This is a genomic window from Thermithiobacillus tepidarius DSM 3134, assembly GCF_000423825.1.
Classification (GTDB): Bacteria; Pseudomonadota; Gammaproteobacteria; order Acidithiobacillales; family Thermithiobacillaceae; genus Thermithiobacillus; species Thermithiobacillus tepidarius.
Genome location: NZ_AUIS01000027.1, coordinates 26138 through 38544, shown reverse-complemented (window position 1 = coordinate 38544; position 12407 = coordinate 26138). Strand labels below are relative to the sequence as shown.

Annotated in this window: 9 protein-coding genes; all 9 read right to left on the bottom strand. The window is 64.7% G+C overall.

The genetic code is table 11. The features are described from left to right. Positions 1–187: 187 nt before the first annotated feature. The 9 genes from galE to G579_RS17285 all read right to left on the bottom strand — a co-directional run bounded on the left by galE (position 188) and on the right by G579_RS17285 (position 12357). Complete coding sequence (gene galE, locus G579_RS0111685) at positions 188–1165, bottom strand: UDP-glucose 4-epimerase GalE (protein WP_028990328.1); 978 nt, start codon at positions 1163–1165, stop codon at positions 188–190. Between the two features lie 332 nt (positions 1166–1497). After that, a complete protein-coding gene (locus G579_RS17300) occupies positions 1498–3357 on the bottom strand; it encodes a carbamoyltransferase family protein (RefSeq protein WP_081662761.1) in 1860 nt (619 codons plus the stop codon). Positions 3358–3457: 100 nt separating this feature from the next. Next, positions 3458–4972, bottom strand: coding sequence for an undecaprenyl-phosphate galactose phosphotransferase WbaP (gene wbaP, locus G579_RS0111675; RefSeq protein ID WP_081662760.1), 1515 nt, complete (start codon positions 4970–4972; stop codon positions 3458–3460). A gap of 250 nt (positions 4973–5222) precedes the next feature. Then, positions 5223–6689 (bottom strand): mannose-1-phosphate guanylyltransferase/mannose-6-phosphate isomerase, encoded by a 1467-nt coding sequence (locus tag G579_RS0111670; RefSeq protein WP_028990326.1) that lies wholly within the window; start codon positions 6687–6689, stop codon positions 5223–5225. Positions 6690–6888: 199 nt separating this feature from the next. Further along, a complete protein-coding gene (locus G579_RS17295) occupies positions 6889–7917 on the bottom strand; it encodes a glycosyltransferase family 2 protein (protein WP_051181515.1) in 1029 nt (342 codons plus the stop codon). A gap of 135 nt (positions 7918–8052) precedes the next feature. Continuing rightward, the gene (locus G579_RS17290) at positions 8053–9027 is read right to left on the bottom strand and encodes a glycosyltransferase family 2 protein (RefSeq protein WP_211218728.1); all 975 of its coding nucleotides are present in this window, start codon (positions 9025–9027) and stop codon (positions 8053–8055) included. A gap of 39 nt (positions 9028–9066) precedes the next feature. Beyond that, positions 9067–10377 carry an NAD(P)H-dependent oxidoreductase gene (locus G579_RS0111655; RefSeq protein WP_028990325.1) on the bottom strand — a complete coding sequence of 437 codons (1311 nt, stop codon included), beginning with the start codon at positions 10375–10377 and terminating at the stop codon, positions 9067–9069. 192 nt (positions 10378–10569) lie between these two features. Beyond that, a complete protein-coding gene (gene rfbC / locus G579_RS0111650) occupies positions 10570–11121 on the bottom strand; it encodes a dTDP-4-dehydrorhamnose 3,5-epimerase (RefSeq protein WP_028990324.1) in 552 nt (183 codons plus the stop codon). 150 nt (positions 11122–11271) lie between these two features. After that, on the bottom strand, positions 11272–12357 hold the full coding sequence (locus tag G579_RS17285) for an NAD-dependent epimerase/dehydratase family protein (RefSeq protein ID WP_051181511.1): 1086 nt from the start codon (positions 12355–12357) through the stop codon (positions 11272–11274). Between the last annotated feature and the right edge of the window lie 50 nt (positions 12358–12407).

Below are 12407 nucleotides of genomic sequence, written 5' to 3'. Positions count from 1 at the left end.
GGGTGTTCGCGACTGAAGCCGCTCCTTCCTCTTCCTCTTCCTCTTCCTCTTCCTCCCTCTTCCTCCCTCTTCCTCCCTCTTCCTCCCTCTTCCTCCCTCTTCCTCCCTCTTCCTCTTTCTCTCCCTCTGCTCTCCCCATTCCTGTCATTTCCGACGCGGTGGATGCCGCCTAAAGGCTCATCTCCCCCTATCCCTTGAGGCGCGTCTCCCAGCGCCAAGCGTGTTCGATGATGGTGGCGAGGTCGGCGTAACGTGGCTGCCAGCCCAGGATTTCCTGCGCCCGCCGGCTGTCGGCCACCAGGCGCGCCGGGTCGCCGGCGCGGCGCTCGCCGTCCAGCACCGGGATTTCACGCCCCGTCACCCGCCGCGCCGTGTCGATGACCTCCTGCACGGAAAAGCCCTGGCCATTGCCGAGGTTGTAGGCCGCGCTTTCCCCGCCCGCCCAGAGCTGCTCCAGCGCCAGCAGGTGGGCCTGGCACAGGTCGAGCACGTGGATGTAGTCGCGGATGCAGGTGCCGTCGGGGGTGTCGTAGTCGCGGCCGTAGACGGTGATGTGGGGCCGCCGCCCGGAGGCGGCCTGCAGCACCAGGGGGATCAGGTGGGTTTCGGGATCGTGGCGCTCGCCGAGCTGGCCGTCGGGGTCGGCGCCGGCGGCGTTGAAATAGCGCAGGGCCACGGATTTGAGGCCGTAGGCATGGTCGTAGTCGGCCAATGCCTGCTCCACCATCCATTTGCTGCGGCCGTAGGGGTTGATGGGCGCCTTGGGGTGCTGCTCGTCGATGGGGATGTACCGGGGCTCGCCGAAGATGGCGGCGGTGGAGGAGAAGATGAAGGCGCGCACGCCGTGCTGCACCATGGCGTCCAGCAGGTTGAGGGTGTTGGTGAAGTTGTTGCGGTAATACTTGCCGGGATCGAGCACCGACTCGCCGACCTGGATGTAGGAGGCGAAGTGCATGACGCCATCGAAGCGCCGGTCGCGGAACAAATGGTCGAGCAGCTCGCGGTCGGCCAGGTCGCCGGCCACCAGCTCGCCGCCGAGCACGGCGTCCTGGTAGCCGGCCGAGAAGTTGTCCAGCGTGGTCACTTGGTGGCCGGCCTGGAGCAGCATTTTCACCATGTGCGAACCGATGTAGCCGGCGCCGCCTACGACCAGGATGTCCTTCATGGGTGTCTCCGGTGAGGGATAGTCAGTAGATTATCGGGAGTGGCGGGATGGCGGGCAAGCATGGCATGGAGGGATGGTTTTCCCTCAGGAGGCGGACGGCACCGGGAGACATCGCCTTCGCCCCGGCCCTCTCCCGGGGGAGAGGGAGCGATGCGGATCGCGGGCAAGCCCGCTCCTGCGCTGCGTGCCGGACGTTGCAGGAGCGGGCTTACCCGCGAATCACGCCGGACGAAAGGCCGATCGCGAGCCAGCTCGCTCCTACGATTGGCGAGATCGCGGGCGAGCTCGCTTCTACGTCCAGCGTGCGATGCAGGAGCGGGCTCGGGCGGCCTTCAGGGCACCACCCGCCGCGTCCTGCCGCCGGCGTAAGTGCCGGTGTCCGCCATGCCGTCAGCGGCGTCCGCGTTGGCTTCGGAGCCGGCCGGCTCGGTGCCCTCTGCGGCCTCGCGCCGGCTGATGAAGGTGTCGCCCAGCACCAGCACGTCCATCTTGGTGCGCAGGAAGCAGTCGAGCGCCTCCATGGGGCGGCAGACCACCGGCTCGTTCTCGTTGAAGGAGGTGTTGAGGACGATGGGCACGCCGGTGAGCTCCTCGAAGGACTTGATCAGCCGGTGGTAGCGCGGATTGGTGTCCGCATAGACCGTCTGCAGGCGCCCGGAGCCGTCCACGTGGGTGACGGCGGGGATCTCGGGACGCTTGTCCTCCCGGATCTGGTAGACCTGCATCATGAAGGGCACGTCGTCGTCGGTCTCGAACCAGGCCGGCACCGCCTCGCGCAGGATGGACGGCGCGAAGGGACGGAAGGATTCGCGGCGCTTGATCTTGAGGTTGAGGATGTCCTTCATGTCGGCGCGGCGCGGGTCGCAGACGATGGAGCGGTTGCCCAGGGCGCGCGGGCCCCACTCCATGCGCCCCTGGAACCAGCCCACCACCTTGCCCTCGGCGATGGCCTGGGCGGTGCGGCGGCACAGCTCGGCCTCGTCCTGCACGCGCTCCACCGAGCAGCGTTCGTCCGCCAGCGCCTGCTGCTTGCCGGCCACGAGCTCGCCCACGGCATCGTCGCTGAACTGCGGGCCCCAGTAAGCGTGGTCCATGACGAAGCGGGCCGGGTCCTGGCTGACCTGATGCCAGACCACGAAGGCCGCGCCGATGGCGCCGCCCGCGTCGCCGGCGGCGGACTGGATGTAGACCTTTTTGAAGGGCGTGTTGCGGTACACCTTGCCGTTGGCCACCGAGTTCATGGCGCAGCCGCCGGCCAGGGTGACGGCGTCCAGCCCGTGGCGCCGGTGCAGGGTGTTGAGCAGGTGGAAGAAGGCTTCCTCGTACATGGCCTGCACCGAGCGGGCGATGTCCTTGTGCTTTTGGGTGAGTTCGTCGCTCTTGTCGCGCGCCTTGCCCAGCAGCTCCTCCAAGGCGGGCGTGAAGAGGCGGCCGACCGCGGGGATGCCGTTTTCCCACTCGTACTCGACCTTTTCCTTGTGGTGGCGGAAGTAGTCCAGGTTGAGGCGGAAGGAGCCGTCGTCCTGCAGGGCGACAATGCGCCGCATCTCGTCCATGTAGCGCGGCTGGCCGTAGGGCGCCAGGCCCATGACCTTGTACTCGTCGCCGTAGTGCGGGAAGCCCAGGTACTGGGTCAGGGCCTGGTAGAAGATGCCCAGCGAGTGCGGAAAGTAGACCTTGTCCTCGACGGTGATCTCGCTGCCCCGGCCCACGCCCCAGGCGGCGCTGGCGAAGTCGCCGAAGCCGTCCACGGAGACGGCCACCGCTTCTTCGAAGGGCGAGACCAGGAAGGCGGACGCCAAATGCGCCATGTGGTGCTCGATGTTGTGCACCTGGCCGCGGAAGCGCTCGCCGGGGAAGGCGCGGCCCAGCTCCTCCTCGATGGAGGCCCACTCGCGCGCGTTCTTGATGCGGTCGCGCACCAGGCCGAAATCGGGCCGCTTGGCCAGGGTGAAGCTCAGCTTCTTCCAGATGTTGGCCTTGGGATCGCGATTGATGGCGACGTGATCGACCTGGTCGAGCTTGATGCCCGCTTCATCGAGGCAGTAGCGGATGGCTTCGGACGGGAAACCGGCCCAGTGCTTGATCCGGCGGAAGCGCTCTTCCTCCGCCGCCGCGATCAGCTTGCCGTCTTGGATGAGGCAGGCGGCGGCGTCGCCGTGGTATGCATTGATGCCCAAAACAAAAGCCATGAATTACCCCCATATCTCTTCGTTGTGCGAACCTGCGAGGAAAACCGCTCTAAAGTGAAGCCAGCGTAAACATCCGCATTGCCCATCGCCCGGCGGGCCGTCAGTAGGCCCCCTTGCGGGCGAGCACGACCTGGACGGTCTTGAGCAGCACTACGATGTCGTACCAGAGGCACCAGTTCTTCACGTACCAGGCATCCAGGTAGACGCGGTCGGCGAAGGAGGTCTCGCTGCGGCCGCTGATCTGCCAGACGCCGGTGATGCCCGGCCGCGCCTCCTTGTACATCTCGATGGACGGGCCGTAGGTGGGCAGCTCGCGCTCCAGCAACGGCCGCGGGCCGACGAAGCTCATCTCGCCGACGAACACGTTCCAGAGCTGCGGCAGCTCGTCCAGGCTGGTCTTGCGGATCCACTTGCCGACCGCGGTGACGCGCGGATCGTTCTTCAGCTTGAAGTTGCGGGAGAACTCTTCGCGGATCTCGGGGCGCTCGCGCAGCCATTGAGCCAGGATTTCGTCGGCATTCTGGACCATGCTGCGGAACTTGTGGCACTTGAAAATTTTGCCGTTGCGTCCGACCCGTTCCTGGGACAGGAAGGCGGGGCCGCCGTCCTCGCGGCGGATGCGCCAGGTGATGAAGGCGATCAGGGGCGCCAGCAAGAGGAGCAGGATGCCCGAGGCGATGATGTCGAAGCTGCGCTTGACGATCTGCGCCCCGGTGCGCGAGAGATTGTTGCGCACCCGCAGCAGCAGCACTTCGTGGCGGAAGAAGTGGGTGATCTCCATGCCGAAGAGCGGCAGGCCGCCGATGGCCGGCACGATGTTCATGTCCGTCTGGCGCATGCTCAGGCGCTGCAGCAGTGCCTGGTTCTCGTACCAGCCGCGGAAATTCAGGGCGACGACCACGTGCGGATTGCCCAGCGTCTCCAGGACCGCTTCGGGCTGGTCGCCCAGGGGCAGCACCGGCACGCAGCGGTCTTCCAGCTCCACGTGCTCGGGCAGCGGCTGCCGGTCCTGCTCGGATTGGGAGGGCACGGCCAGGAAGGCAATGACGTCGAAGCCGAGCAGCGGCTCGCTCCACAAGGCCTTGGCGGCATCCTTGGCGTTCTGGCCGATGCCGAGGATGACGGTGGGCCGCACCCAGCCGCCGGCGCGGATCAGCGCCCGCTTGATCTGGACGCGGAAGAAGGGAATGAACAGCAGGGCCAGGGCCCAGGTGGTCACCAACCAGGCGCGGGAGAACTCCCATTTGCCGAAGAACACCAGGGCCGCGTCCATGACCGCGACCACCGACAGGACTTTCAGGGTCTGCTGGATTTCATCCCAGAAGGGCTTGCGCTGGGAGTAGTGGCCCAGGTTCCAGAACCAGAATACGGCGATGAAGACCAAGCCGAGATAGAGGGAAAAACGTAGCTCGCCCTGAAAGCCCCACCAGCCGGCGTAGGCGCTGGTCATCTCCGCCAGCGAAGAGCCGCTCCATAGCCAATAGCCGGTGCGGCCGAGGAAAAAGGCCAGCAGCAGCGCCAGGATATCGCCGCCCAGCAGAAGAAATTTTTCCTCACGAGCGCAGCAGAAGAAAGTCCGTACCGATGCTTGTTGGGAGACGACGACATTACTCATGCAGCCCTCCTGCGTCCAGCAATCATCCAGTGCGTGGCTAGTGGCTCAGCCCGCGCGGGTTTAAATGGTTGTTATGCGTGTAGCCTGAGTCGATCCTTTACTGCGCTGTTGTTGCGAAGATCCGTGTGCTTGGCCTGAGAAGCGCATCCAGCACGGGTATCAATACGTTCTGCTGCCGCCGCTGTCCGCGTGCTCGGCCCGTCGATCATGAGCCCGCTCGCTCTCCTGCAGCCTGCGCGGCGCCTGCCGCTCAGGCGCGACCGTAGCGGTCGTCGAAGCGGACGATGTCATCCTCGCCCAGGTATTCGCCGCTCTGCACCTCGATCATGACCAGATCGATGACGCCGGGGTTGATCAGCCGGTGCGGCGTGCCCGCCGGGATGTAGGTGGATTCATTGGTGCGAACGAGGATCTCGCCGTCGCCGTTGACCACCCGGGCGGTGCCGGACACCACCACCCAATGCTCGCTGCGGTGGTGATGCATCTGCAGGGACAGGGCCGCACCCGGCTTCACCACGATGCGCTTCATCTTGAAGCCCCGACCCTCTTCCAGCACCGTATAGGTGCCCCAGGGCCGGGACACGGTCCGGTGCAGGCGATAGGCCTCGTGGTCGAGGAGCTTGAGTTCCTGCACCACTTTCTTGACGTCCTGGGCGCGGTCGCGGTTGGCGATCAGCAGGGCGTCGGGCGTGTCCACGACGATGAGGTTGTCGACCCCCACCGCCGCCACCAAGCGCCCGTCGCTCTGGACGTAGCAGTTGGTGCTGTCCACCAGCACGGCCTCGCCGGCAACCCGGTTGCCCATCTCGTCCGGCGGCGTCAGTTCGCTGACCGCGCTCCAGGAGCCGATATCGCTCCAGCCGAAATCACCGGGCACCACCGCCACCCGTGCCGCCTTTTCCATCACCGCATAGTCGATGGAGATGTCGGGCATGTTGGCGAAGTGGGTGCCGTCCAGTTCCACCGGGGCGCTGTCGCACGCCGTTGCCTCCCAGCACCTGAGGGCGCGCTCGTGCACTTCCGGCGCGTGCTCCCGCAGCGCGTCGAGGAAGGTTTCGGCCTTGAAGCAGAACATGCCCGAGTTCCACAGGAAGCGGCCGCAGGCCACGTACTCCGTGGCCGTCATGAAGTCGGGCTTTTCCACGAAGCATTTCACCAGGCAGGGCGCCAGTCCGGAGGCGCAGGCCACGGTCTCGCCGCCGTTGCCCGCATCGGCGGCCAGCGTCTCGCCGGTCTCGATGTAGCCGAAACCGGTTTCCGGATAATTGGGCTGGATGCCGAAGGTGACGAGATAGCCGTCCCGGGCCAGATGCGCGGCCTGCTGCACCGCGCGCTCGAAGCCCGCCTGATCCTCGATCAGGTGGTCGGCCGGCAGCACCAACAGGGTGGCTTCGGGGCCGTCCGCTTCCAGGAGGCGCAGGGCCGCCATGGCGATGGCGGGGGCCGTGTTGCGCCCGCAGGGCTCCAGGACGTAGTCGAAAGCCAGATCGGCGGCGGCCTTCACGGCGGTGTACTCGTCCTTGGTCTTGAAGAAGTACTCGCGGTTGGTCAAGGTGAGGACGCGCTGCACCCCGGGAATGCCAGCCACCCGCAGCAGGGTCTTCTGCAACAGACTGCGGCCTTCGGGCAGCATCATGAAAGGCTTGGGATGCGCCTCGCGGGAGACCGGCCACAAGCGGGTGCCGGCACCGCCGGACAGGATGACGGGGGTCAGCATGGAATACTCCTCTTTCTGCTTATTCTGCAGGGTTGACACGAGCGAGCCTGGCGATCCGGATGGCACGTCGCAGCTGAAAGCGCCGCACCGGAGAAAGCCGGCATGGAATTTCGGGCCGAGCGCAGGCCGGCAACAGCGGCTGCAGCATTCTGCCATGCCATGCAGATAGTCTCCAGCCGGCCTTTTGCCGTATTGCCGTTCACGCCTTCTGGCCTCCGGCCTGGGACACGGTGGCAGGCGGCAGGGTCACCGGCGGCTTTTTTTTGTCATCCACGATATGGCTGCTGAGCGGCTTGGGAGCCGCTCCCACCATGAGCGCGCCGACGGTGTGCAGATTGACGCGCCCGCCTCTGATCGCCTTCAGCAGCGCCTGGCGCGATTCGTGGGCCTGGCCGGCACGCAGGAGGGCGCAACCCAGCGCTTCCTGGTGGAAGGCGAGCCTTTTCCGGAACTCGGGGTGATAGGCGCGCAGGCGTTCGTCCTTGAGGAACTGCTCGTAGCAGAAGACGAAGGACTTGGCCAGCTTGAGGCGGCCGGTATTGGTCACCTGGGATTCGTGGACCCGGTAGTTGGTGAGGCGCTCGGGGCAATAGTAGGCCCCCTGCCCGTCGCGGCAGGCGAGGTAGGTCAGGTACAGATCGTAGGTATGCTCGGACTCCGGCGGGAAAGCGTTCCAGTCGATGGCGTCCTTGCGATAAATGGTGCTCATGACCGCGGGCACGGCGCGGTCCACCAGGCCCAGCCGAATGAAAGGCTTGTAGATGCCCTGGCCCAGGCCGCCGCGATTGTAGTGGAGCTTGTGCCTTTCGGTCGCGGCGCGGTCGATGGCGCCTTTGGCATCCATCAAATGCAGGTCGGAGAAAGCCAGCACCAGATCCGGGCTTTCCTCCAGTGCCGGGACCAGACGTTCCAGGAACTCGGGCAGCCAGGTGTCGTCATCGTGGAGAAAGGCGACGTACTTGCCCTTGGCCTCCCGCACGGCGGCCAGGAAGTTGGCCAGCATGCCGACGTTGGTGCCGTTGCGGCGGAAGCGGATGCGCGGGTCGTTGAAGCTGCGGACCAGCGATTCCGGGCTCTCCGGACTGGCATTGTCGGAGACGATGATCTCGATGTTGCGATAGGTCTGGGCAACGGCGCTGGCGATGGCGGCCGGCAGGTATTTCGGACGGTTATAGGTTGGAATAATGACGCTTACCAAGGATTTTTGTGCTTCTGCCGTGATGGACATGCGCTCCCCTCCGTTGTCTTTCTACAGCTGTGATGATCTATCCCGGATGCCCACGCCCCACCTGTGCGCCGGCCTCCCCCCAAGCGTTTTCATCACTCCCTTTCGACTGCTGTGCGCTTTTCCATGCCACTGTCCTCACAACGCGGACCTGATGGACCGATAAGTAGCCAGTGCCCCGCCAACCAGTGCCGGCGAGGTGTAGCTGAGCAGGATCGCGGTGAGCAGCCCCGGGTTGAGCCTGCCGCCGCGAAGCGCTGCCATCAGCCTGCCGCGCGCTTCCGAGAGCCGGCCCTCGCTCAGCAAGGCATAACCCCAGGTCTGGTTCCGCTGCGCCAACTTCTTTCTGAAGAGCGGGTGAAACGGGCGCAGACGTTCGTCCTGCAAAAAACGCTCGTACCAATGCACGAAGTAGCCTGCCAGATGCATGCCCACAGCGGCGGTTGCTGAACTGCCATGGCTGCGATAGCGCGTCAGCCGTTCCGGACAGTAATAGGCCCCTCGTCCATCGCGGCAGGCAAGATACATGAAGTAGAAATCGTAGTTGTAGCTCGCCTGCGGCGGCACGTCCCACTCAATGGCGTCCCTGCGGTACACGGTGGCCATGGCCGCCGGCACGGTCAGATCCAGCAGGGCCATGCGAATGAACGGTTTGTAGACCCCTTCCCGCAAGCGGTCGCGCTTGTAGCGGCGGGTATTTTGCTCCGTAGCCGCAAAGTCGATCGCGCCATCCGCATCCATGAGATAGTGATCCGAAAAGGCGATGACCAAATCAGGATTCGCTTCCAGCGGCGGCACCAGCTTTTCGAGAAAATCCGGATGCCACACGTCGTCATCGTTCAAAAAGGCCAGGTACTTGCCCTGCGCCTCGCGGCAGGCGACGGTGACATTGCCGCCGATGCCGAGATTTCTCACGTTGCGGCGGAAGCGGATGCGCGGGTCGTTGAAGCTGCGGACCAACGGCTCCGGGCTGTCCGGGCTGGCGTCGTCGGAAACGATGATCTCGATGTTGCGATACGTCTGGGCGACGGCGCCGGCAATGGCTTCCCGCAGGTACTGCGACCGGTTGTAAGCCGGAATGATCACACTGACCAAAGGCAACTGAGTAGCCAAAATTCGCTCCTTTAACCGGACGGGCGGCGTCAGCGCCCGTTAGGCAACCACCGCCGCGGGCACTGCCGCAGAGGCGAAGTAGGCATCCTGTTCCGCGCGCAGCCGGTCGCAGAGCCGGCCCTGGGGCAGTTCCACGTCCGCGTAGGTCAGCACCTGATCCATGGGCACGTCGCGCTTCATCCGGCAGCCCGGGGACAAACCCATGGGCAACAGTTTCTCGGCCTGGCAGACGTCGGCGTTCTCGGCGATGCCGTAGGACATGAAGCCGCCGAAGCCGTCCAGCACCTCGCCGGCCTTGAGATCGCGCTTGGCCGCGGTGACCACATCCACCACCGGCCCGCCGAGCGGGGCCACGGCCGCGTCCTGGAAGAGGACGGCGCGGGCGACGGTCAGCGGGGCCTCGAAGTGGCAAAGATGGTACGGCGTGTAAAAGGTATACAGGGGCCCATCGCCCAGCTTGTAGAGCTTCAGATAGCGCTGCTGGATGGGGTGCTCCTGGTAGCCGAGGATGAAGACGCCGGGGCCGGGCTCGGCGCCGACGATGTAGTCCACCAGGCCGCCGTTGAGCATCTGCTCCAGGGGAAAGAGCTTGGCCGCCTCGGTGACGTGGGCGCAGTCGGGGCCGTACATGCCGCGCTTGCCCACCCGGAAGCCCGTGTTGTTGGCGATGATGGCCATTTCGAAGGAAACTTTGGTGCCGTCGGCGAAGGAAGACACCATGTGCGGCTTCTGATGGTACTTGGCCGCGAATGCCTTCTGGGTCTCCGGATTGCGGTGCGGATCGTGCAGGCCCTTGATGTTGCCGGCCATGATCGGGTTGCAGCCGATGGACTTGACGAAGCGGTACAGATTCATGATGACGCCCGGCTGGTCGCCGTCGGCATTGGTCAGCACCACCCCGGCGCGGTCGGCGTAGACCTTGAGGATCGGCCCGATGGTGCCGTCCAGCTCCGCGTTCATGAGCACCACGTGCTTGCCGTGCTCGATGGCGCGCATGACCACATGGGCGCCGAACTCCACGTCGCCGGTGACTTCGATGATGGCATCGATGTTGCCCGCCTCGCACAGCAGCATGGCGTCGTCGGTGACGGCATATTGCCCGCGGGCAACGGCGTCTTCCAGCTGCGCCACCGTGGCCACCGGCCGGACCTCGTCCGCCCCCGCCTCGCGGTAGGCGCGCTCGGCCTCGGCCGGGTTGCGGTTGGAAATGGCCACCAGGCGCATGCCGACCATGGCCGACAGGATCTGCAGGGCGATGCCGCGCCCCATGAAGCCCGCCCCGACCATGCCGATCCGAATGGGATTGCCTTCGTCTTCCCTTCTTTGCAGCGCCTTGTCCACGATGATCATGTGCAGCTCCGAAGTAAACAGAAGGAATGGGATGAATGAAGACTTTCTGCGTGCAAGCAGATGCACGCTTTTGATTTGATTAATTGGCTTTATTTAACCCCAGGGCCTGAGGTTTTGGCATCTTACTTAGGGCTTATTATTGTTGCGGGATTACCACGGCCGATTTTCGCGCCAGCACGACAAGCGACTCAATTACAAAGCTTTTTCCCGGACCTCCCGAAACAGGGGCCACTGCTTGTCTTTTTCGGCAATGACGCTGGGCTGCGCTTGCGGCCATTGAATTTTGAAGGCCGGATCATCCCAGCGCAATCCGCCCTCGGCGCCGGGGGTGTAATATTGGGAGATCTGGTAAAAGACTTCGGCATCGTCCGTCAGCGTTTGAAAGCCGTGGGCGAAATTTTCCGGCACGTAGAGCATGGCGTAGTTGTCCGCCGTCAGCTCCACGCCGAGCCACTGCTTGTAAGTGGGCGACTGGGGCCGCAGGTCGATGATGACGTCGTAGATGGCGCCGCGGGTGCAGCGGATCAGCTTGGCCTCGCCGTAGGGCGGCTTCTGGAAGTGCATGCCGCGCAGGGTGCCTTTGCGATGATTGAAGGAGATGTTGCTTTGCACCATCTGCGTGCACAATCCATGCGTCTCGAATTCGCGGGCGCACCAGCTGCGGCCGAAGAAGCCGCGCTCGTCGCTGCGCTTTTCGACCTCGATGATGAATGCGCCAGGCAGTTTGCTTTCCGTGAAGATCATGCTTCGTCCTGTAGGGCGGCAAGCGGCGGATGTGGCTGTTGCCGTCATTCGTGTGCAGCATGAGGCTTAAATCGCGAGCAAGCTCGCTCCTACGTCCAAAACATGCAGCGCAGGAGCGGGCGTACCCGCGATGGCGCCTCGTTGCGCGCCTCAGGCTCCCACGGCGGCCAGCCGCGGCGTGTGCGCTTCGGCGCGGGCCCAGGTCAGCTGGTCGGTGAGCAGCCTCTGCTCGCGCAGGTGGGTCAGCACTTTCAGGCGCATGAACTGGGAATTGCGGAAATTCTGGTCCTTGAAGCGCATGCGCTCCAGGCCCTCCTTGAGCTCCCGCACCGCGGTCATCAGGTCCACCTGCGGCTGGTGCCGGGGCGCCAGGGATTTGAAGAGATCGAAGCTGACCCGGTAGGAGCGCTTGTCGGGCTGAGCGTCTTTGTTGATGGAAACTTCCACGCCGGGGATGACCTTGGCCACCGCCTCGGCCAGATCGCGGACCTGGTAGTTCCACTCGTTGCTGCCGACGTTCACGGCCACGAAGGCACCGCCGGCGTCCAGCGGCCGGTCCACCGCCCAGTCGATGGCGCGGGCCATGTCCTTGATGTCGATCAGCGGCCGCCAGGGGGTGCCGTCGCTCAGGATGGTGATCTTGCCGCCGCTCACCGCCCCCGCCACGAAGTCGTTGAGCACGAGATCCAGGCGCAGGCGCTCGCTCATGCCGCAGGCGGTGGCGAAGCGCAGGCTGGTGATCCGGAAATCCTTGTCGGCCAGCGGCTCGATCTCGCGCTCGGTGTGGATCTTGGACTTGGCGTAGGCCGTCAGCGGATTGACCGGGGAGGACTCGGTGCGCGCGCCGTCCTCGGCAAAGCCGTAGACGCTGCAGCTGGAGGCGAAGACGAAGCTGCGCACGCCGGCGGCCTTGGCTTGTTTGGCCAGCTCGATGCTGGAACGCAGATTGATGTCCAGAGTCACCTGCTCGAAGCTGTTGCCCATGGGATCGTTGGAGATGCCGGCCAGGTGCACCACTGCGTCCACGCCATACAACAGCGTGTCCGGCAACTGGCGCATGTCGCCGAAGTGCTGCACGTCGATACGGCATTCGGGGAAGATCTCGGCGTCGGTGAGGCAGTGGGCGAAGTAGCCCATGTCGAAGCCCATCAGGGTCGCTTCCGGATAGGAGGCGCGCAACTGCCGGATGACGGTCGGACCGATGTAGCCCATGTTGCCGGTGATCAGGATCTTCATTTCAGCCTCCAGAATGAAAAGCCGCGGTGAGGAAAGTTGCCAGTTTCGTT

Excerpts from the sequence above, each read along its gene's own strand:
- galE (WP_028990328.1), bottom strand. The coding sequence starts at position 1,165 with ATGAAGGACATCCTGGTCGTAGGCGGCGCCGGCTACATCGGTTCGCAC.
- G579_RS17300 (WP_081662761.1), bottom strand. The coding sequence starts at position 3,357 with ATGGCTTTTGTTTTGGGCATCAATGCATACCACGGCGACGCCGCCGCC.
- G579_RS0111670 (WP_028990326.1), bottom strand. The coding sequence starts at position 6,689 with ATGCTGACCCCCGTCATCCTGTCCGGCGGTGCCGGCACCCGCTTGTGG.
- wbaP (WP_081662760.1), bottom strand. The coding sequence starts at position 4,972 with ATGAGTAATGTCGTCGTCTCCCAACAAGCATCGGTACGGACTTTCTTC.
- G579_RS17295 (WP_051181515.1), bottom strand. The coding sequence starts at position 7,917 with ATGTCCATCACGGCAGAAGCACAAAAATCCTTGGTAAGCGTCATTATT.
- G579_RS0111655 (WP_028990325.1), bottom strand. The coding sequence starts at position 10,377 with ATGATCATCGTGGACAAGGCGCTGCAAAGAAGGGAAGACGAAGGCAAT.
- G579_RS17285 (WP_051181511.1), bottom strand. The coding sequence starts at position 12,357 with ATGAAGATCCTGATCACCGGCAACATGGGCTACATCGGTCCGACCGTC.
- rfbC (WP_028990324.1), bottom strand. The coding sequence starts at position 11,121 with ATGATCTTCACGGAAAGCAAACTGCCTGGCGCATTCATCATCGAGGTC.